Source organism: Curtobacterium sp. 9128, assembly GCF_007673775.1.
In the GTDB taxonomy this organism is placed as follows: Bacteria; Actinomycetota; Actinomycetes; order Actinomycetales; family Microbacteriaceae; genus Curtobacterium.
This window is the reverse complement of the sequence record NZ_VEAF01000004.1, coordinates 113,495-133,182: the sequence shown is the minus strand read 5'-3', so window position 1 is coordinate 133,182 and position 19,688 is coordinate 113,495. Positions and strand designations below refer to the sequence as shown.

The window sequence follows — 19,688 nt, the reverse complement described above, 5'->3', positions numbered from 1 at the left end:
GGCCGGCTCCTGCGCCGACGTGCGCGGACCCCCTTCCGAGCGGTCACGACACCCCGCATGCTCGACGTCGAGCGGTCGGAGAACGTCGACGCGGGACGCCGCGACCGACGGATTGTGACCGGTCGACGGACGTGAGCGGGGTGTTGCGACCAGTCGAGGGACGGCGGACCCGCCGGTGCGGAGCCCGTGCCGTCAGCGCGGTCCGACCGCCGCGATGATCCGCGCGACGGCGTCGGCGTCATGGTGGACCGCGACCTGGTCGGCACCGGCGACGGGCACGCGCACCGGTGTCGACCACAGCGTGCCGTCCTCGGCGAGGTCGACGACGAGCGCGCCGGTCCCGATGTACGCGGACTCCTCCCCGTAGGCACCGATCACGTCGGTGTCGTTGGCGACGCCCGGCGCGACGAGGACCGGTACCCCGCCGATGCTCCCGACGAAGTGGTGGTGGTAGTGCCCGGCGAGTACGACCCGGACGTCGCTGCCGCGGAGGACCTCCGCGAGCGCCGCGGGGTTCTGCAGCCGGAGCGCCTCGTGCAGGGCGGTCGGCGCCGGCAGCGGCGGGTGGTGGAGCACGACGACGGAGCCGTGCGGTGCACCGGAGTCGTCGGCGAGCGCCGCACGGAGGCGACCGAGCGAGTCCTCGCTCACCTCGCCGTGTCCGGAGCCGGGGACGCTCGTGTCGATCGTGACGACGCGGCGCCCCGCGACGAGCGACTGGCCCCACACGGGCACCGTCGGCGGGTGGTGCTCCATCGTGTGCATGAGCGGACGGCCGCCGTCGCCGAGGACGTGCCCGTTCGCGAGCACCTGCCGGAAGCCCTCGCGCAGGTCGTGGTTGCCCGGGACGGTGACGAGTGCTGCACCGTGGCGCGCTGCCCATCCTCCGACGCGCTCGAGGAGCACGGCGTAGGACTCGGGACTGCCGTCCTCGGAGACGTCGCCCGAGACGACGACGAGCCCGACGCCCTCGACGACGTCGAGCCGTTCGAGCAGCGCGTCGAGCGCGGCCGTGGTGTCGACGGTGCCCTGGTGGAGCGCGCCGTCGCCGGTGAGGTGCGTGTCCGAGAGGTGCAGGATGCGGAGCGTGCCGGGGACGGGAGGCTGCATGGCCTCGACGCTAGCCGAACACGGTGGGGCGGACCGCCGGGCTCGAGGGAGCTGCCCCCGACGGCCGCCGCCGTCACTCCGGAAGGAGCGCGTCCGGGACGTCCCGGAGGAAGATCTCGATGGTCTTCGGCCCGACGCCCTTCAGCGATCCGAGGCGCTCGCGGAGCTCCGAGCGTGACCCGGCGGACTTCACCAGGTGCGACACCGATCCCTCGTCGGCGTCGAGCGTGTGCATGGTCTCGTGCAGGGCGTCCGTCATCTGGTGGTCGAACCGCCCGTACCCACCCTCGTCGAGCACCTTCCGGAGCCGCTCGTGCCCGACCCCACCGAACCTGCCCGGGCTGGTGAACCCGTGGTCGATGAGCACCCGGTAGGTCTGGGCTGCCTGCTCCTGCCGGATCGGTCTGCCGAAGAGCATGCTCGCGAGGAACCACCGGTACAGCTGCTGGGGCTTGCCGTCCGACAGGTCGATCCCGATGTCGGCGGCGTGGATCACGTCGGCCATGTCCAGGACGGTACCCGCGCTCCCGCCCGCAGTCCTCGGGCGGGGGTTTCCCCCACCCTCGTCCCGGTGGGCCACCGTATGTCAGCGGACAGATGCCGGCGCGACCATGGATGCATGACCACCCAGCGCACCAGCCGTCCTGCCCACACCGCCGCCGTCGCCGTCCTCGGGGCGGGCCTCGTCGTCGCGAGCCTCACCGGCTGCAGCATGATCGAGCAGTCCATGCCCGAGCAGCAGCGGCACTACGCCAGCTACACGGACGCCCCGTCGAAGGCGACCTCGCAGGACGCCGCGTGGTTCATGCCGACGTGGGTGCCGCGCGACGCCGAGGACATCGACGTGCGTCTGGACACCAGCAACCCGGGGTACGTGATCGCGTTCTCGTCCGAGGACGGCGTCGACACGGCTGCGTGCACCCCGGTCGAGGGGACGCACGGCGGCCCGGCGATGACGGCGGGCTTCCTGCCGGAGTCGCTCCCGACCACCGACCTCGTGACCTGCGGTGACGGTCGCATCACGGCCGAGATCGACGGTCGCTGGTACGGCTGGACCCCGGAGGAGCCGGTGTCGTCCGACGCGGACGACACGCTCCGCACGCCGTAGCCGCGGACGGCCGGGATCCGCCGAGGACCACGGCACCGCGGCCGGTAGTGTCGGCGTCACGAGAAGGGGGTCGCATGGCCGGTGCGAGCATCAGCGTGCAGGACTTCGTCATGCGGTTCGGGGACCGGACCGTCATCGACGGTCTGTCGTTCGACGTCACCCCCGGCGAGACGTTCGGACTGCTCGGCAGCAACGGCTCGGGCAAGACCACGACCATCCGGGCGCTGCTCGGCATCACGACGCCGTCAGCGGGCGCGTTGACGATCGACGGGCGCCCGTACCGTCCGTCGACGGGTGGGATCGGGTACCTGCCGGAGGAACGCGGGCTGTACCGGAAGGAGTCCGTCATCGACGTGATGACGTACTTCGCGGCACTCCGCGGGATGCCGCGCGCGGCCTCGACCAGGTGGTCGATGGACTACCTGGCACGGGTCGGCCTCGCGGACAAGGCCAAGCTGCGGATCGACAAGCTCTCCGGCGGACAGCAGCAGAAGGTGCAGCTCGGCATCACGATCATGGACCACCCCCGGCTGCTCATCCTCGACGAGCCGACGAAGGGCCTGGACCCGGTGAACCGTCGGCTCCTGCTCGACCTGGTCGACGAGCGGAAGGCCGAGGGTGCGACGGTCGTCCTCGTGACGCACCACATGGACGAGGTCGAGCGCCTCTGCGACCGGATCCTGCTCCTCCGGGACGGCGTCGCCGCGGCGTACGGCACCATCCCCGAGGTGCAGGACGCGTTCGGGGGCGCCGTGGCGAAGGTCTCGCTCGAGGGGCCGGTGCCACGGTCCCCGCTCTGGCGCCTCGCCCGCCACGAGGGACACGTCGCCTACCTCGTCCCGACCTCGGCCGCCGCAGCGGACGGGTCCGACGTCCTCGCGGCCCTGGTCGGTGCCGGAGCGCACGTGACCGGCTTCGAGATGCGCCGCATCCCGCTCGACGAGATCTTCGTCCAGGTGTACGGACACGACGCCGGCGCCGAGGAACGCACCGGTGCCACGGTCGGAGCCGCGCAGTGAGCCGCCTCGGCACCGTCGTCCGGTTCGAGTTCGTCCGCGCCGTCAAGAAGCCCGCGTTCTGGATCGGCACGCTCGCCCTGCCGTTCGTGATCGTCGTGGTGTCACTGCTCGTCGGAGTCGGTCAGGCGGCCGGCACGGACTCGGTCGTGCGGGGCTCGTCCGCCGAGAAGACGCCGTTCCACTACGTCGACCACTCCGGCCTCGTCTCCGAGCGGGTGGCGGCACGGTGGGGTGGGACACCGTCGACGGACGAGTCCGCTGACCGGGCCGCGGTCGTCGCCGGACGACTCGACGCGCTCGTCGTGTTCCCGGCCTCGCCGTCGACCGAGCCGATCAGCGTCGTGGCGAAGGACCGGGGACTGTTCGAGAACAGCGCCTACTCGTCCCTCGCGGGACGGGTGCTCGAGCAGAGCGTCGCGGGGAACGTGGGCGACGCCGAGGCGGTGCGGATCCTCCGGTCGCCGCCGGACACCGACGTGACCGCCTACGCCGCGGGGAAGGTGGCACCCGGCTGGCTGTCGATCCTGCCGCCCCTGGTCTACCTGGCGGCGTTCTTCGGCCTCGTGCTGCTGCTCGCCGCGCGCATGGTGACGGTGGTCGTCGAGGAGAAGGAGAACCGGATCTCCGAGATGATCCTGACGACGGTGACCGCCGGGGACCTCATCCGCGGCAAGGTCATCGCGATGCTCCTGGTCGGACTCGTCCAGATCGGGGTCTTCATCGTGCCCGGGCTGCTGTCGCTCGTCGTCGTGGTCCCGCTGCTCGCGAGCCGGGTCGGGCACGTGGTCGTCGACCCCTGGCGGATGGTCGTCGGCGCGCTGCTGCTCATCGGTGGGGTCCTGCTCGCCTCGGCGCTCTTCGTCGCCGTCGGGGCCGCCGTCCCGACGATCAAGGACGCATCAGCCCTGCAGTCCGCCGCGATCTTCTCCCTGATCATCCCGCTCTACGCGGCGTTCTTCGTGATGACGAGCCCGTCGTCGCCCGTGGTGGCGGTCTTCACCTGGTTCCCGACGTTCACGCCGGTCACCGCGATGGTGCGGAACGCCGTCGGGTCGCTGTCACCGGCCGAGTCCGTCGGCACGATCGTCGAGGTGTTCGTCGTGGCCGGGCTGCTCCTCTGGTTCGCCGAGTACCTGTTCCGGCACTCGGTGGCGCAGTACGGCTCGAAGGTCACCCTCCGACAGATCCTGTCGTGGCGACGGTCCGCTCGCGCGCCGCGGCGGGCAGGCTGAACGCGAGCGGGTGCGCCCGGACGGTGTCGAGGGCGCGCTGCGCAGCCCCGACGAGCACCACGTCGGCACCGAGCTGCGACGCGACCACCTCGGGCACCGGGCGGAACGCACCGGCCTGCAGCAGGGCGTTCGCCCGCCGGATCACCCGCTCGGCAGGACGGGCGATCGCACCCGCGACGTGCACGCGCTCGATGTCGAGCAGGCTCCCGAGCACGATGCAGGCCTTCGCGAGCCGTTCGGCGAGCCGCTCGACGATCTCGAGCGCGACCGGGTCATCGGCCTCCGCCGCGGCGAAGACCATCGGCGCATCGAGCACCCGCGGCTCGGACGCAGCCGTCGCGAGCGGCGTGCCCGGCAGGATCCGCCCGGCGGCGCGTGCCGCGGCGGCGAGCGTCCGGCACGCGGCACCGAGGCCCTCCGGGGTGCCGACGCCCTCGACGATGTTGAGGATGCGCAGTTCACCGGCGCCGCCGTGCGTCCCCCGCAGCAGGACACCGTCGACGATGAGCCCGGCGCCGAACCGTTCGCCGGACAGGAGCGCCGCGAAGGAGTCCCCGGCGCCACGCGCGCGTTCCGCGATGGCGGCGAGGTTGGCGTCGTTCTCCACCACGAGCTCGCCGTAGCCGGACAGGGCCGCCGCGAAGCCCGGGTTCATGCGGTGCCAGAAGCCGTCGTCCTCGCTCGGGGAGCCACCGCGTCGGTCGACGGGCGCGGCGACCCCGACGGTGGTGACGAGCACCGGTGACCCGGGGTGGTCGGCCTGCAGGAGCGCATCGGCGACGCACGCGGCCACGGCGGCGCGCCGCGCGTCGTCGCCGGGCGTCCCCGCTGCGGCACCGCGCTCCACCTGCGCGAGCACCGTCCCGCGCAGGTCGGCGACGACCGCGGCGATCCGCGTGTTCCCCACGTCGACGCCGACGACGAGCCCGGCGGTGCGGTGCAGCTCGTAGCGCTTCGCCGGGCGACCGAGTCGGTACTCCCCCGCCGTCCGCGCGTCGTCGAGCGCGGTGATCCAGCCCGAGCGGACGAGCTCGTCGCACGCGGCGAGGACCGTCGAACGGGTGAGCCCGGTGCGCGCCATGACCGTGCTCGCGGTGAACGCCTGCTCGGTGAAGGCGACGTCGAGCACCGTCTCGAGGCTCGATCGACGGAGCGGCGCCGGGGGCGTGGTCACCCGCCGAAGATACTCCTGCACCGGTTCCTTGCGGGAGAAGATTTTCTCGCTATATTTAGTCCGTCGACCGCATCGGAGCGATCGGCAGGACGGGACGGCAAGGGCGCCGCGACCGTTGGACGGAGTCACCGTGCACACAGGAACCGCTTCCGGGACGGGTCGGTCGGCACTCAGCCGCCGCTCCTTCCTCCTCGGCACCGGCGCAGTCGGCGCGGGTCTGGCCCTCGCCGGGTGCGCCCCGGCCGCATCGGCAGGACGTCGGGAGACGATCACGTTCTACGTGTCGAAACCCGAGGTCATCTCCTACTTCGACGACGTCATCGCGAAGTTCCACGACAGCCAGTCGAGGATCCGCGTGATCCGCGACTCGACCTCGTCCCTGCCGGCGGACTTCGTGCGGAGCTCTCCGCCCGACCTCGGCTGCCTGAACTACAACTACGCGATGGTCTCGTTCGTCGAGCACGGCGCACTGACCGACCTGTCGGACCTGGCCGAGGCGAAGGCCATCAACCCGGACCTGTGGACGCTCATGGAGCAGACCGCGTCCTACCCGGGCGAACGCAACGCCCTGCCGTACTCGGTCACGGCCGCGTCGGTGATCTACAACAAGAAGATCTTCGCCGAGCAGGGCATCGAGGTCCCGACGACCTGGACCGAGCTGACCGCGGTCTGCGAGAAGCTGCTGGCCGCGGACGTCACGCCGTTCTACAACACCTACAAGGACACGTGGACCCTGGCGCAGGGCATGTTCGACTACTCGATCGGCGGCATGATCGACGTGAAGAAGACGTTCGCGGCGCTCGAGCGGGAGGGCACGAGCCTCACCCCGTCGTCGCCGGTGTCGTTCTCGAAGGACTTCGCGGCGCCGATGGAGCGCATGGCCCAGCTCGCGAAGTGGTCGAACAAGAACGCGGCGAGCCGGGCCTACGGCGACGGCAACCTCGCCTTCGCCAAGGGCGAGTCGGCGATGTACCTGCAGGGCCCGTGGGCACTCATCGAGATCGCGAAGACCGACCCCGACATGGACCTCGGCACGTTCCCGCTCCCCGCCACCGACGACCCCGCCGACCTCAAGGTCCGGGTGAACGTCGATCTGGCGCTCTGGATCCCGAAGGCCTCGAAGAAGCAGGACGCGGCGCGGGAGTTCCTGCGCTTCCTGATGTCCCCGGAGGTCGCGGACGAGTACAACGCCGACAACAACGGCTTCGGGACCCGCAGGGACTCGCCGCCCGTGGCGAATCCGACGCTCAAGGGCATGCAGCAGTACTACGACGACGCCGCGTTCTACCTCGGCACGTCGCAGCTCGTCCCGGCCGAGATCCCGGTCGCGAACTACGCGCAGACGATCGCCCTCGGCGGCGACCCGGCTCCGCAACTCCGCACGCTCGATGCCGACTGGGCGCGCGTCGCGCGTCGGAAGGCCTGACCCGGTCCCGGACCGAGGAGACGATCCCCATGGCCATCGCCACGACGTCATCCGGCGGCAAGCGCCGGAACGAACCACGCCCCGGGAGCTCGGACGCCCCGCAGTCCTCCCCCATCGCCAGCACGCCGGCACGCTCGGGCCGCCGCAGCGCGCACCGCATCCAGCCCGTGTTCCTGGCGTTCCTGCTGCCCACCCTCGTGGTCTTCACGCTCGCCATCACCGTGCCGGCCGTGATGGGCATCGTCCTGAGCTTCACGAACTCCGTCGGGTTCGGTGAGTTCGGGTTCACCGGCCTGACGAACTACCTCGCGATCTTCTCGGACCCCGCGATCCTGCACGCCTACCTGTTCACGATGGGCTTCTCGCTGGTCACCGTGCTGGTCGTGAACGCCCTCGCGCTGCTGCTGGCGATCGCCCTGACGAGCCGGATCCGCGCGAAGGTGACCCTCCGTGCCGTGTTCGTGCTGCCGATGGTGATCTCCGGCATCGTCATCGCCTACGTGTTCTCGTTCCTGTTCTCGAACAGCATCCCGGCGCTGGCGACCTCGCTCGGTTTCGCACCGCTCGAGACGAGCATCCTGGCCAACCCGGACCTCGCCTGGGTCGCGATCGTCATCGTCACGACGTGGCAGGCGATCCCGGGCACGCTCCTGATCTACATCGCCGGTGTCCTCGCCATCCCCGGTGAGGTCTACGAGGCGGCGGCGATCGACGGGGCGTCGTCGTGGCGGCAGCTGATCTCCATCACGATGCCGCTCACCGCCGGGTACATCGTGATCAACCTCATCCTCGGGTTCAAGAACTTCCTGAACGCGTACGACATCATCGTCGGCCTGACGGCCGGCGGCCCCGGGACCTCGACGACCAGCGTCGCGATGTCGATCTTCAACGGGTTCAACAGCGGCGACTACTCGTACCAGATGGCGAACGCGACCATCTTCTTCGTCATCACCGTCATCCTCGCGCTCGTCCAGCTGCGGCTCAGCCGCGGGAAGGCCCTGTTCTCATGACGCTCCCCGCTCCCCTCCAGCCGGGCACCACGCGCACCGGCAGCATGCGGTCGATCGACGCGGACAACGCCCGCGGTCGCCGTTCGAAGTCCGGCGGCTGGAACTGGCCGCTGACGATCATCCTGGCGGTCTGCACGCTCACCGTCCTCGTCCCCCTCTACGTCACCGTGGTGATGGCCTTCAAGACGACGGGGCAGGCGATCGACGGCAACGCGTTCTCGCTGCCGGCGCCGTTCAGCATCGAGGGCTTCGTCAAGGCCTGGGAGCTGACGGACTTCCCGCGGGCGTTCGGGGTCTCCGTGCTCGTCGCCGCGATCTCCGTGACCGGCACGATCCTGCTCGCCTCGTTCGCCGCGTACGCCATCTCGCACAACTGGCAGCACCGACTGTTCCGCTGGTCGTTCTTCTACCTGCTCGCGGCGATGTTCCTGCCGTTCCCGGTCCTCGCCCTGTCGCAGGTGAAGCTGACCGGCATGGTCGGCCTCGACAACCCGATCGGCGTCGCGATCCTCCACATCATGTTCCAGCTGTCGTTCAGCGTGCTGCTGTTCACCGCGTTCCTGCGGTCCATCCCCGGTGAGCTCGAGGAGAGCGCCCGGATCGACGGTGCGAGCGTCGGCCAGGTCTTCTGGCGGCTGCTCTTCCCGCTGCTCGCCCCGATGAGCGCCACGGTGGGGATCTTCGCGTTCCTGGCGTCCTGGAACGACTACATGATGCCGGCGCTCATCACCGCCGACCCCGCGCTGCAGACCCTCCCGGTGCTGCAGCAGATCTTCCAGAGCCAGTTCAGCAACAACTACAACGTGTCCTTCGCCTCGTACCTGATGGCGATGGCCCCGTCGATCATCGTCTACGTCCTCACCCAGCGCTGGGTGATGTCGGGCGTCACACAGGGAGCGATCAAGTGACCGACCGAGCAACAGCCACCCGCACGAACACCGTCGGCACCGCGGCGGACGAGACCTGGTGGCGCCAGGCGGGCGTGTACCAGATCTACCCGCGCTCCTTCGCGGACGCGAACGGCGACGGGATCGGGGACCTCGCGGGGATCACCGACCGGGTGCCGTACCTGGCGTCGCTCGGCATCGACGCGGTCTGGCTCAGCCCGTTCTACCCGTCCGCCCTCGCCGACGGCGGCTACGACGTCGACGACTACCGTGACGTCGACCCGAAGCTCGGCACACTCGACGACTTCGACGCCATGGTCGACGCCCTGCACACCGCGGGGATCCGGGTCATCGTCGACGTCGTGCCGAACCACACCAGCGACCGGCACGCGTGGTTCCGCGAGGCCCTGTCCGCACCGAGGGGCTCCGCAGCGCGGGACCGCTACGTGTTCCGTGACGGCACCGGCCCCGACGGCAGCGAGCCGCCGGCCGACTGGGTCTCGATCTTCGGTGGCCCGGCGTGGACGGCCGCGGGCGACGGGCAGTGGTACCTGCACAGCTTCGCGAAGGAGCAGCCCGACCTGAACTGGGCGAACCGCGAGGTGCGGGACGACTTCCTGCACACCCTGCGGTTCTGGTCCGACCGGGGCGTCGACGGCTTCCGCATCGACGTGGCGCACGGCCTGTCGAAGGACCTCGGCGAGGTGCTGCCGACCTGGGCGGAGCTCGCCGCGATGCCGAAGGACGGCACCCACCCGCTGTGGGACCGTGACGACGTGCACGAGATCTACGCCGAGTGGCGGAAGGTCTTCAACGAGTACACGCCGGCCCGCACGGCCGTCGCGGAGGCATGGGTCCCCGCCGACCGCCGCGCGCGCTACGCCAGTGCGGAGGGCCTCGGCCAGGCGTTCAACTTCGACCTGCTCGAGGCCGACTTCGACGCGGCGGCGTTCCGGACGGTGATCGAGTTCAACCTCGGGCTCGCGGAGCAGTCCGGTTCCTCGACGACGTGGGTCTTCTCCAACCACGACGTCGTCCGACACGCCACCCGCTACGCCCTCCCCCCGCGGGGCGGCGCCGAGGGCAAGCAGGGCGGTGCGTGGCTGCTCGCCGGCGGCGCGCGGGACGACCTCGACCGTGACCTCGGGCTGCGTCGCGCCCGCGCCGCGACGCTCCTCGAGCTCGCGCTGCCGGGCTCCGCGTACCTCTACCAGGGCGAGGAGCTGGGGTTGCACGAGGTCGGCGACATCCCGGACGCCGAGCGGCAGGACCCGGCGTTCTTCCGGAACCCCGGCGTCGACGTCGGTCGGGACGGCTGCCGCGTCCCGATCCCGTGGACGCGTGCGGGCTCGTCCTTCGGCTTCGGCCCCGGCGGCTCGCACCTGCCGCAGCCGTCGTGGTTCGGTGCGTCCTCGGTGGAGGCCGAGGACGCCGACCCCGACTCGACGCTGCACCTGTACCGGCAGGCACTCGCCCTGCGCGCACAGCTGCAGACCGAGGAACACCTCGAGTGGCTCGAGACCGGTCGCGACGACGTCCTCGCGTTCCGCCGTCCGAACGGCTGGACGAGCGTCACCGTGTTCGGCGACGAGCCCTACGAACTCCCCGCGGGTGCAGTGCTGCTCGCCTCGGCGCCGGTGGCAGACGGCGCCCTGACGGGCGTGGGGACCGCCTGGTTGCGCTCCGAGCGCGACTGAGCACCGGACGGGAGGCACGGTGCGGGCAGGCACCGTGCCTCCCGTCACGCCGTCGGGTCGCCGTCGGCGACCGCGCGCGTCAGGCGGGCAGGACCGGCGAGGTCGGCACGACGTCGAGGTCCCACTCCGGGACCGGACGGTGCCGCCAGCCGTCACGGAGCACGCGCACGGCGTGGTCGTACTCGGCCAGGACGTCGAGGTCCGGGCGGACGAGCATCTGGATCTGCAGACCCTCGTAGAGCGCCAGGAGCTGGGTCGCGGCGCGCTCGGCGGGGACCAGCGCGTCCTCCGCCCCGGCGTCGAAGTCACGCTGGAAGCCGGCGGCGAGCGCCGCGAGGTACTCGCCGTACCGCTTGCGGAACAGCTCGGCGAACGTCGTGCCCGCGCCGGCGATGTTGATCACCCCGGCGAGGACCCGGACCAGACCAGGGTCGGCGACGTCCTCGGCGAGCGTCGTGCGGACGTGGTCGATGGTCGTGGCGGCCCGCCGGCGGCGGTTCGTCCCGCGGAGGTTCGTCCACATGTCGTAGGTCACGAGCAGCAGGGCGTCCCACGTCGGGAACGCCCGGGAGACCGCCTCGACGGGCAGTCCGGCGATGTCGGCGACCACGGTCGCGTCCACCTCGGTGAACGGGTGCAGGCGGTAGGCGCGGATGGCGGCCCGGACGAGGCGCTCCGCGGTCGTCTGCTCGTCGACGATCGTGTCGTCTGTCAGGCTCTCCACCCGGCAATCACATCGCACCACCGCGGATCTGTCGCGTCCCAGACCGGGGGCCGCGACTCAGTCGCCGGGGAGGGCGAGCTTCGACCCGGTGACGCGTGTCTTGGACCGGGGATCTCCGGCCGCCGGCGGGGCCCACGGGGGCGTCGCCGCGACCCGGCGGCGCACCAGCTCCGCCTGACCGAGTCGGACGACCCCGGCGACGACGGTGCCGCCCGACAGCAGCAGGTACGCCGGCGGCATGAGCAGCGCGCCGACCGAACCCGCGGCGAGCCCGCTCACAAGAGCCCCGATCCACGCCGCGAGCCACGCGAGGGGGAACCACCGCAGCCGGTCGATGCTCACGACGGTGGGCTCGACGACCCGTTCGGCGAGCGCGAGCACGTCGTCCCGGTCCTCCGGCAGGAGCTCGGGCGGACGGCGGGTGAACTGCGCACCGAGCCGCTCGTGCCGACGCCAGCCGCCGGGGAACGGCTGCCAACGCGCCGACTGCCGGGTCCGCGCGGTCGGGAAGCAGACCGCCACGAACCAGCCGAGCGCCGCGGCGAACGCCGTCGCGGTCACGACGGTCACGACGGTCACCGGGAGCGTCGTCCCGAGCCACCCGGTCAGCAGGTCCGTGACGACGGTGGTCGCACCCGCGAGGACGGCGACCAGGCCGCACACCAGGGTGCGACGTCGTGCGCGAGCCGGGTCGGTGAACTCCCGTCGCCGCTCGCGGTACACCCGGATCCCGGTGCTGACGACCCCCTCGCTCATGGTGCCAGTGTGCCCGCCGATGGGGGCTGCTGCTCAGCCGACGGTCACCGGAGCGGCGGACGGCCGGGTGCGCTGCCGCATCCAGACGAAGAAGCCGGTGAGCGTGAACACCCCGTAGAAGACGTACATCAGCCCGGACGCGTAGTACCCGGCGGAGAAGAGCAGCGGCACACCGACCAGGTCGACCGCGACCCAGATGAGCCAGAACTCCACCCAGCCCTTCGCCATCCCGTAGGTGGCGAGCAGGCTGCCGACGAAGATCCAGGCGTCGCTCCACACCGGCTCGTACGAGCCGAGCGCGCGGAACACCGGCGTCAGGACGAGGGTGCCACCGACGAGTCCCACCACGAGCAGGACCCGGGTCCGCCAGGAGGCCCAGACCGGGTCGATGACGGTGGTCGCCTCCGACGGCCGGTGCGTCCAGCGGTACCAGCCGTAGACGCTGACGACGACGAACATCACCTGACGTCCGGCCTGTCCGAGCAGGTTCACCGGGTTCGGCGTGTCGAACAGGGCGCCCATGAAGACGGTGAAGAGCAGCGCGTTGCCGACGATGCCGACCGGCCACGCCCAGACCTTCCGACGCATGCCGCCGAGCGCGCTGAGCAGACCGAAGACGTTGCCGATCACCTCGCGCCAGAGCACCGTCTGGTCGCCGATGACGATCTGCGCGTCGAACAGCCAACGCACGATGCCCATGTGGCCCTCCTCGTTCCCGTCCCTGCAACCCGCTGGGATCGGCCGGCATTCCGTGGAGACGACTGAGCGATCGGGGTACAGGTATGGTCCCCAGAGAAGGGGGCATCGTGTCCCCCGGATTGGGTTGATACGAATTCATGTTTTCCCGTGTCCGCATTTCGGGGGACGGCTAGATTCGGTACCAGAGCGGATCCAGCCCGCCCGGACACGCCGTCGGACGACGCGGCACCCGGAGCCCGGCGATCGCTCTCGGCACAGGTCAGCCGCGACCCTGCGTCACCCGGGGGTCGAAGACGCCGTTCCGCCGGCACACAACCCGAACCAAGGTGCCGGTGGCTTCCGCGCCGTCGCGCGCAGAAACGGACTGCTCATGCACAAGATCCTCACCGGCACCATCGCCGGCGCCGCGGGCGTCGCGCTCCTGCTCGGCGGAGCGGGGAGCTTCGCGCTCTGGAACGCGGACGCCTCGAGCGCCGCGTCCTCGGTCAGCTCCGGCACCCTCACCCTGACCGCGGACGACGACGGCACCTGGACCGACGTCACGAACGGTCGGTCCGCCGCGATCGACCCGGCGAAGACGCTGATGGTCCCCGGGAACACGTACCGCTTCACCCAGACGCTCACCATCGGCGCGACCGGGGACGACCTCAGGGCGACCCTGGCCTACGCCGACAACAGCATCACGGGTGACCCCGGTCTGCTCGGCGTGCTCACGAAGCACCTCGACGTCACCTCGAGCAGTGCGAACGTCGTGCCGTCGACGACGGACGACACCTACACGGTGACCCCGTCCTCGTCGCTCTCGACGGTCACGGTGACCCTGACGGTCGGCATCCCGGCCGACGCCACCACCGGTCAGGGCGGCACCGTCGACCTGAGCGGCGTCGCGTTCACCCTGCAGCAGACCGCGATCAGCTCCTGAACCACCGGCACGATCGGTCCCTGATCCACCGATCGTGCCGGTCCACCGCCGGCCCACCCGGTCGGCCCCACCCGCGACGACGACCAGGGGGTCGTGATGACCAGGACAGCGACCAGGACGGGACGCCACCGCGCGCCCCGTCCTCGTCGCTGGGTCTGGCCGACCACGGCCGCGCTCGTCGTCGCGGTCACCGCGAGCGTCCTGGGCACCGGCGGGACGTACGCGCTGTGGAACGGCTCGGCCACCACCGCCGGTGCGACGGTGCGCTCGGGGACGGCGACGATCAGCGTCAGCGCGATCTCCGCGATGGAGACCCGGATCCTGGCACCCGGCACCGGCGTCACCGGGACCTTCACCGTGCAGAACACCGGGACCGTCCCGCTCGCCATGCGGGTGACGTCCGGGGTCCGGAACGTGGCGTGGGTGCCGGACGCGACGAAGCCCACCGTCCTCGACGAGGAGACCCTCCACCTCGCCGTCGTGGCGACCCCGTCCGACTGTCGACCGGGGCTCGGGGGCGCGACCGGTCGGGTGGACACGTTCGACACCGGCAGCGGCTACTACACGATGCCGCCGGGTGCCCGCGGCGTGGGCTGCCTGGAGATCGCCCTCGACGCGGACGCACCGCAGTCGGTCGCGGGCGCGGTGACGGACTTCACCCTCACCGTGACGGGCACGCAGGTGCGACCGTGAGCCGCCGACTGCGTGCGCTGCTCGCCACCCTCCTCGCCGCCGTGCTCGTGGCCGGGGGTTCCAGCGTCGCGTGGTCGCTCTGGAGCGACACGGAACCGCGGGACGCGAGCGTGACGATCGGCAAGGTGGCCGTCGACATCAGCGGCGTGGAGGCCATGACCACGACCTTCTCGTCGGCGGAGACGTCGATGACGATGCCGGTGACGCTGGCGAACACCGACTCGATCCCCGGCACGGCGACGACCTCGGTCTCCGTGGTGGCCGGCACATCGACGGAGCTCGCGCAGGCGGTGGACGTCGTCGCGTGGCCCGTCGGTGCGACGTCGGACTGCACCGACACCGCGATGGTCGGCAGCGGTTCCGTCTCCGGGACCTGGGCGACCCTGCCGAGCTTGACGTCGCAGCTGCCCGCACACACGAGCGTCGTGTGGTGCGTCCGCAGCACACCGTCGGCCACGGCGCCGGCGACCGCGGACGTCCACATCGGCGTGACGCTCACCGCCGGCACCTGGACGGCGGCGGACATGGGTGGGTTCTACCTGAACACGTCTGCCGCGACCGATCCTGCGCTGACGTGCACGGACCACAGCGGCAACTACGTGGACATCCGGTGGCCCGCTGGGTCTCGCCCGCAGGACACCTGGTACGGGGCGTTCATCGGCGACACCCAGGTCGGCTCGCACGCGCAGGACTACTCCGGGTTCATCACGCTCGCGCCGACGGACATCCCGTCCACCATCGCGACGAGCGGCACGCAGACGGTGGTCGTGAAGGTGTTGGACGACGCGGGGCAGCCGACCTCGACCGTCGCGGCGAGCGGCCCGGTCACGCTCTTCACCCAGAACGACGGGCCGGCGATCCGGTGCGGCGCATGAGCACGCGGCGAGCGCGCGTCGAACGGACCGGCTGGCGGGTTGTCCTGCACGCCGTCCGCCTCGGCATCGGCATCGGGTTGCTCCTCCTCCTCGCGGGGCTCGCGGTCGTCCTCATCGTCGTCCCGAAGGCGACGGGCTCGATCCCGCTGACGGTCCTGACCCGGTCGATGGAGCCGACGCTGCCGCCGGGGACACTCGTGGTCGTGCGGCCGACCCCGCTCGCCGACATCCGGATCGGCGACGTCGTGACTTACCAGATCACCTCCGGTGACCCGGCGGTGGTCACCCACCGCGTCGTCGCCGTCGCGAGCTCGTCCGACGGCGCACGGACGTTCGTGCTCCGCGGGGACGGCAACGCCCAGCCGGATCCGGCGCCCGTCACCGCCCCGCAGGTCCGCGGGGTGGTCTGGTACAGCGTCCCGTGGGTCGGGTACGTCAACCAGGTGGTCAACGGCTCGAGGGGCTGGCTGATCCCGACGATCGCCGGCGTGCTCCTGACCTACGGCGCCGTGATGATCGCGCTCGGCACGGTGTCCGCCCTGCGACGGCGGCGGAGGCGGCGCGTGCGCGGGCGGCACGTCTAGGCTCGGCAGACGTGACGGACCCGGTGACGCGAACGCGCGAGCTGTTGGACGCGGCGGCCAGGCGCCTCCGTGCCGCGGACGTCCGGGACGAGGCACTCGGCGAGTACGTCGAGCCGAGGGCAGTGCTCGGCATCCGACGCGAACCGACGATGCGACCGCTCGGGCGGGTGTGGCGCGTCGGGGCCCTGCTGATCGGGTCCTCCCCCGAGACCGGTGGCCGCGTCTGGGCGACCGGGGCGATCACGCGCGTGACCGATCCGGGGCGCTCCCAGTTCGTGTCCGTCTCCGCGGAGGTCCGCCGGGCATACCGGGCCGCGGCGGTCCGCGGACACTTCGACGCCGGCGACACCGTGAACCACGGCGCCACACCGATCCCCCTGGACGCGACCCTGCTCGACGGCACCGGTGTGCTCACCGTGCGCGACGACGAACCGCTGGTGCGCTGGTCCCCCACGGCCGACACCGCCGTGCCGCTGGCCACCTACCTGGACGACCGCGTGGGACTCCTGGTCGACCCGCCGGCCGGCGCGACGGACTGAGCGGACCGGCGCTGCGGGCCGGGAGGGCGGGGTGGAGCGTCGACCGCCGGGGCCGAGCCGTGCCTCCAGTCCGAACGTCACCGACCATGCCGTCACCCGGCACCGATAGGGTCGCCTCGTGCCGATCAACGACGACTTCGACAACCGTTTCGACCTCCGGGAGTTCACGCCGGCCGCCGACGCCGACGGGGTGCCGGACGACCGCACCGCCGCCTGGATGCAGGCCGTGGGCATGGGCTTCCACGAGGGCAACCCGACGCCGGAGGTCCTCGCGCGGATCGCCGGCAACATGATCGCCGACCAGGAGACGCTGCTCGGCGTCCACGTCCGCGAGCCGCTGCCCGGTTCCGTCGACGAGACGTGGCCGGCGGGTACCTTCACCTGGTTCCGCAAGGCGCTCTCGTGGGGCGACGGGACCGGCATCGACACCCAGGCCATCTCGGCCGTCACGGTCCGCCCGACCGAGCGCCGACGGGGCATCCTGCGCGCCATGATGACCCACGCGCTCCGCCGTGGCGTCGAGGACGGCTACGCGGTGGCGTCCCTGACCGCGTCCGAGGGCACGATCTACCGCCGGTTCGGCTTCGGCTGTGCCATCCGCGAGCGTGCCGTGAGCGTGCGTCGGAACCGGGCGCTGCCCTTCCTCGCGCCGACCTCGGGCACCGTGTCCGTCGTGCCGCTGGCGTGGTTGGCGGACCGGGTCGGCCAGGACGTCTTCGCACGCTTCGACGCGCGCACGCCCGGGTCGATGGTGCGGAACGTCGCCACCTGGCCGGTCGTCTTCGGCGAGCTCACCGGCGACGGCGAGCCCGCGAAGGACGTCCGGGCCGCGGTCCACCGCGCCGAGGGCTCCGACGACGTCGACGGGTACGTCACCTGGCGGGTGAAGGAGAGCGGCTCGGACACCTCGGTCGAGATCGTCGACCTCGTCTACGCCACCGACGAGGCCTACCTGTCGCTCTGGGAGTTCCTGCTGTCGATCGACCTCAACGACGTCGTGCGGTACAACCGGTCGCGCCTCGACGACCCGATCGTCGCCGCGCTCGGCGACAACCGGGCCTACGACGTCGACCACGAGGAGGACCACGTGTGGCTCCGCGTGCTCGACGTCGTGGCGACGCTCGAGTCGCGCCCGTACGCCGTCGACGGCTCCCTGGTGCTCGCGGTGTCGGACACGCTCGGCTTCGCCGCGGGGACGTACCGGCTCGAGGTCGTCGACGGCCGCGGGACCGTCACCCGACTGGCCGACGAGGCCGGCGACGCGGTCGACGTCGCGCTCGACGTGGCCGACCTCGGTGCGCTGCTCATCGGCTCGGTGGACCCGGTGACGCTCGCCGCCGCCGGACTGGTGTGGGCCTCGGACCCGGCGGTCGTGGTGCGACTCCGGGCGATGCTGCTGCCGGCGCGGACGCCGCACGGGATCACGTACTTCTGACGCGGGGCGGGGTGTCGGTCAGCTCGGGCGCCGCTCACGCTCGGGCACACCGCTTCTGGCACTCGCACGACCGGAGGCAGTTCGCGCCACGTCGAGACGTGGCGCGAACTGCCTCCGGTCGTCGGACGGGTACGGAGCGGGTCGTCCGGACGGACGACCCGCTCCGCCGCAGTTGACGAGCGTCAGTCGGCCAGGATCGCCGGGCTCGTCCCGGCCTGCATCCCCACGGGGAAGGCCGTCGCGGCGTCGTCGTTCGTGACCGTCCACAGCACGTCGGTGTTGGTCTCGACGGCGACGACGTAGCCACTGCCGACCGCGGCGATGGACGGGCTCGTGCCCGCCGCCATGCCGATGTCGAACGCGGTCGCGGCCTTGCCGTCCGTGATCGTCCACAGCGAACCCGAGTTCGTCTGCACCGCGATCACGTAGCCGCCACCGGAGACCGACAGGATCGCCGGGCTCGTACCGGCCTTCATGCCGACCGGGAAGGCCGTGGCCGCCTTGGTGTTGGTCACGCTCCACAGGGCACCCGTGTTCGTCTGGGCTGCGATGACGTACCCGCCGTTGGCGGTCGCCGTGATCGCGGGGCTGGTGCCCGCCATCATCCCGACGCCGAACGACGTCGCCGCGTTCGTGTTCGTCACGCTCCACAGGTCACCGCTGTTCGTCTGCACCGCGACGACGTACCCGCTCCCGACCGCGGCGATCGACGGGCTCGTCCCAGCCGCCATGCCGATGTCGAACGCGGTCGCCGCCTTGGTGTTGGTGATCGTCCAGAGCTTGCCCGTGTTCGTCTGCACCGCGACCACGTACCCGCCGCCGGCGGTGGCGATGATCGACGGGCTGGTCCCGGCCTTCATCCCCACGGGGAACGACGTGGCGGCTCCGTCCGAGGTGATCGTCCAGAGGCTGCCTCCCTGCGCCTGGAAGGCGGTCACGTACTTGCCGCCGGGCAGCGAGGCGATCGCGGGACTGGTGCCGGCTGCGACACCCACGTTGTACGCGGTCGCGGCCTTCGACGCCGTGATGCTCCAGAGTTTGCCGGTGTTGACCTGGGCTGCGGTGACGTACGAGGTGTTGGTCACCGAGCTGCCGCCGGACCCGACGCCGCTCAACGAACCGGTCGGGCGTCCGACCACGTCGAGGAGTTCCTCGCCGGGCTCCGACCAGAGCGTCTGCTCCTTCACGCCCTCGCCGGGGGCGGCAGCCGCCACCATGTAGCCGCCGCCGAGGTAGATCCCGTCGTGCAGGAAGTTCCCGCTCGTCGAACCGTTGCTCGTCCAGAACAGGACGTCACCCGGCTGGGCGTTCGACCGCGACACCAGGTGGTTCTTCAACGCGTTGTACTCGTCCCCGACGACGGGTCGCGATGCGCCGTTCGACAGGTCGATCCCGGCCTGCAGGTACGCCTTCCAGACCAGCCCCGAGCAGTCCCACGCGTCGGGGCCGTTGCCGCCGAGCGAGTAGTAGGTGTGCGAGTTCGGACCGCCGTTGCTGGTGCTCCACATGCTCTCGGCGTACGCGATCGCACTGTTGGCCTGCGCGGAGGGCCCTCCCCCGGTGTTCAGACCCGGTTGGCCGGCGAGTGCCGGAGCAGCGGTGCCGATCGTGGCGACGAGGGCGATCGCGGCTGCCGCGATCGTGATGAACGTGTTCCTGGTCCGTGGCCGGACCGACCGCGTCGAGGCGACGCGGTTCCCCTGTGTGTTGTTCACGGTCGAACTGTCCACCTCGGCTTCGACGAGCGACAAGTCCTCCGTTGTGCGGACATCGGCGGCGTTCCTGATGCTGGTGCGGT

Annotated in this window: 20 protein-coding genes; 13 read left to right on the top strand and 7 right to left on the bottom strand. The window is 71.4% G+C overall.

Features of this window, described 5'->3' with window-relative positions; translation table 11 throughout:
- Nucleotides 1-192: 192 nt before the first annotated feature.
- On the bottom strand, nt 193-1,110 hold the full coding sequence (locus tag FS641_RS09440; protein WP_144763151.1) for a metallophosphoesterase: 918 nt from the start codon (nt 1,108-1,110) through the stop codon (nt 193-195).
- A 73-nt stretch (nt 1,111-1,183) separates the two neighbouring features.
- Nucleotides 1,184-1,615, bottom strand: a complete 432-nt coding sequence (locus FS641_RS09435) for a DNA methylase (protein ID WP_144763150.1) — start codon at nt 1,613-1,615, stop codon at nt 1,184-1,186.
- Nucleotides 1,616-1,729: 114 nt separating this feature from the next.
- On the opposite strand from FS641_RS09435, the gene FS641_RS09430 reads away from it, so the two are divergent.
- From FS641_RS09430 to FS641_RS09420, 3 genes are all read left to right on the top strand, one after another.
- Nucleotides 1,730-2,218: a hypothetical protein gene (locus FS641_RS09430; RefSeq protein ID WP_144763149.1), complete on the top strand. Its 489-nt coding sequence runs from the start codon at nt 1,730-1,732 to the stop codon at nt 2,216-2,218.
- Between the two features lie 74 nt (nt 2,219-2,292).
- On the top strand, nt 2,293-3,237 hold the full coding sequence (locus FS641_RS09425; protein ID WP_144763147.1) for an ABC transporter ATP-binding protein: 945 nt from the start codon (nt 2,293-2,295) through the stop codon (nt 3,235-3,237).
- Complete coding sequence (locus FS641_RS09420; RefSeq protein WP_144763145.1) at nt 3,234-4,469, top strand: ABC transporter permease; 1,236 nt, start codon at nt 3,234-3,236, stop codon at nt 4,467-4,469. The genes FS641_RS09425 and FS641_RS09420 overlap by 4 nt, the downstream gene beginning before the upstream one ends.
- On the opposite strand, the gene FS641_RS09415 is transcribed toward FS641_RS09420, so the two are convergent.
- Entirely contained in the window at nt 4,408-5,643 is a 1,236-nt protein-coding gene (locus FS641_RS09415) for an ROK family protein (protein ID WP_260855763.1), read from the bottom strand. The two genes, FS641_RS09420 and FS641_RS09415, sit on opposite strands and share 62 nt — an antisense overlap.
- A gap of 130 nt (nt 5,644-5,773) precedes the next feature.
- Between FS641_RS09415 and FS641_RS09410 the strand changes: the two genes are divergently transcribed.
- From FS641_RS09410 to FS641_RS09395, 4 genes are read left to right on the top strand one after another with little or no spacing between them, the layout of a single operon-like run.
- Entirely contained in the window at nt 5,774-7,069 is a 1,296-nt protein-coding gene (locus FS641_RS09410) for an ABC transporter substrate-binding protein (RefSeq protein WP_260855762.1), read from the top strand.
- Nucleotides 7,070-7,098: 29 nt separating this feature from the next.
- Nucleotides 7,099-8,079, top strand: coding sequence for a carbohydrate ABC transporter permease (locus FS641_RS09405; protein WP_144763139.1), 981 nt, complete (start codon nt 7,099-7,101; stop codon nt 8,077-8,079).
- Nucleotides 8,080-8,123: 44 nt separating this feature from the next.
- Complete coding sequence (locus FS641_RS09400; RefSeq protein ID WP_144763820.1) at nt 8,124-8,987, top strand: carbohydrate ABC transporter permease; 864 nt, start codon at nt 8,124-8,126, stop codon at nt 8,985-8,987.
- A complete protein-coding gene (locus FS641_RS09395) occupies nt 8,984-10,663 on the top strand; it encodes a glycoside hydrolase family 13 protein (protein WP_144763137.1) in 1,680 nt (559 codons plus the stop codon). Before FS641_RS09400 ends, FS641_RS09395 begins: the two co-directional genes overlap by 4 nt.
- Nucleotides 10,664-10,742: 79 nt before the next feature.
- Here the strand turns inward: FS641_RS09395 and FS641_RS09390 are convergent, their stop codons facing one another.
- Genes FS641_RS09390 through pnuC form a run of 3 tightly spaced genes read right to left on the bottom strand, consistent with a single transcriptional unit; the run spans nt 10,743 to nt 12,842 of the window.
- Nucleotides 10,743-11,387 (bottom strand): hypothetical protein, encoded by a 645-nt coding sequence (locus tag FS641_RS09390; RefSeq protein WP_144763135.1) that lies wholly within the window; start codon nt 11,385-11,387, stop codon nt 10,743-10,745.
- A 57-nt stretch (nt 11,388-11,444) separates the two neighbouring features.
- Nucleotides 11,445-12,143: a hypothetical protein gene (locus tag FS641_RS09385; RefSeq protein ID WP_144763133.1), complete on the bottom strand. Its 699-nt coding sequence runs from the start codon at nt 12,141-12,143 to the stop codon at nt 11,445-11,447.
- Between the two features lie 33 nt (nt 12,144-12,176).
- Nucleotides 12,177-12,842: a nicotinamide riboside transporter PnuC gene (pnuC, locus tag FS641_RS09380; protein ID WP_144763131.1), complete on the bottom strand. Its 666-nt coding sequence runs from the start codon at nt 12,840-12,842 to the stop codon at nt 12,177-12,179.
- 370 nt (nt 12,843-13,212) lie between these two features.
- On the opposite strand from pnuC, the gene FS641_RS09375 reads away from it, so the two are divergent.
- From FS641_RS09375 to FS641_RS09350, 6 genes are all read left to right on the top strand, one after another.
- Nucleotides 13,213-13,764: an alternate-type signal peptide domain-containing protein gene (locus FS641_RS09375; RefSeq protein WP_144763129.1), complete on the top strand. Its 552-nt coding sequence runs from the start codon at nt 13,213-13,215 to the stop codon at nt 13,762-13,764.
- 96 nt (nt 13,765-13,860) lie between these two features.
- Nucleotides 13,861-14,457, top strand: coding sequence for a TasA family protein (locus FS641_RS09370; RefSeq protein WP_144763127.1), 597 nt, complete (start codon nt 13,861-13,863; stop codon nt 14,455-14,457).
- A complete protein-coding gene (locus FS641_RS09365) occupies nt 14,454-15,332 on the top strand; it encodes a hypothetical protein (RefSeq protein ID WP_144763125.1) in 879 nt (292 codons plus the stop codon). The genes FS641_RS09370 and FS641_RS09365 overlap by 4 nt, the downstream gene beginning before the upstream one ends.
- Nucleotides 15,329-15,916 (top strand): signal peptidase I, encoded by a 588-nt coding sequence (locus FS641_RS09360; RefSeq protein WP_144763123.1) that lies wholly within the window; start codon nt 15,329-15,331, stop codon nt 15,914-15,916. The genes FS641_RS09365 and FS641_RS09360 overlap by 4 nt, the downstream gene beginning before the upstream one ends.
- Before the next feature lie 11 nt (nt 15,917-15,927).
- Nucleotides 15,928-16,455 (top strand): hypothetical protein, encoded by a 528-nt coding sequence (locus FS641_RS09355; RefSeq protein WP_144763121.1) that lies wholly within the window; start codon nt 15,928-15,930, stop codon nt 16,453-16,455.
- Between the two features lie 118 nt (nt 16,456-16,573).
- The gene (locus FS641_RS09350; protein ID WP_144763119.1) at nt 16,574-17,890 is read left to right on the top strand and encodes a GNAT family N-acetyltransferase; all 1,317 of its coding nucleotides are present in this window, start codon (nt 16,574-16,576) and stop codon (nt 17,888-17,890) included.
- 182 nt (nt 17,891-18,072) lie between these two features.
- On the opposite strand, the gene FS641_RS09345 is transcribed toward FS641_RS09350, so the two are convergent.
- Nucleotides 18,073-19,605 carry a C40 family peptidase gene (locus FS641_RS09345; RefSeq protein WP_144763117.1) on the bottom strand — a complete coding sequence of 511 codons (1,533 nt, stop codon included), beginning with the start codon at nt 19,603-19,605 and terminating at the stop codon, nt 18,073-18,075.
- Between the last annotated feature and the right edge of the window lie 83 nt (nt 19,606-19,688).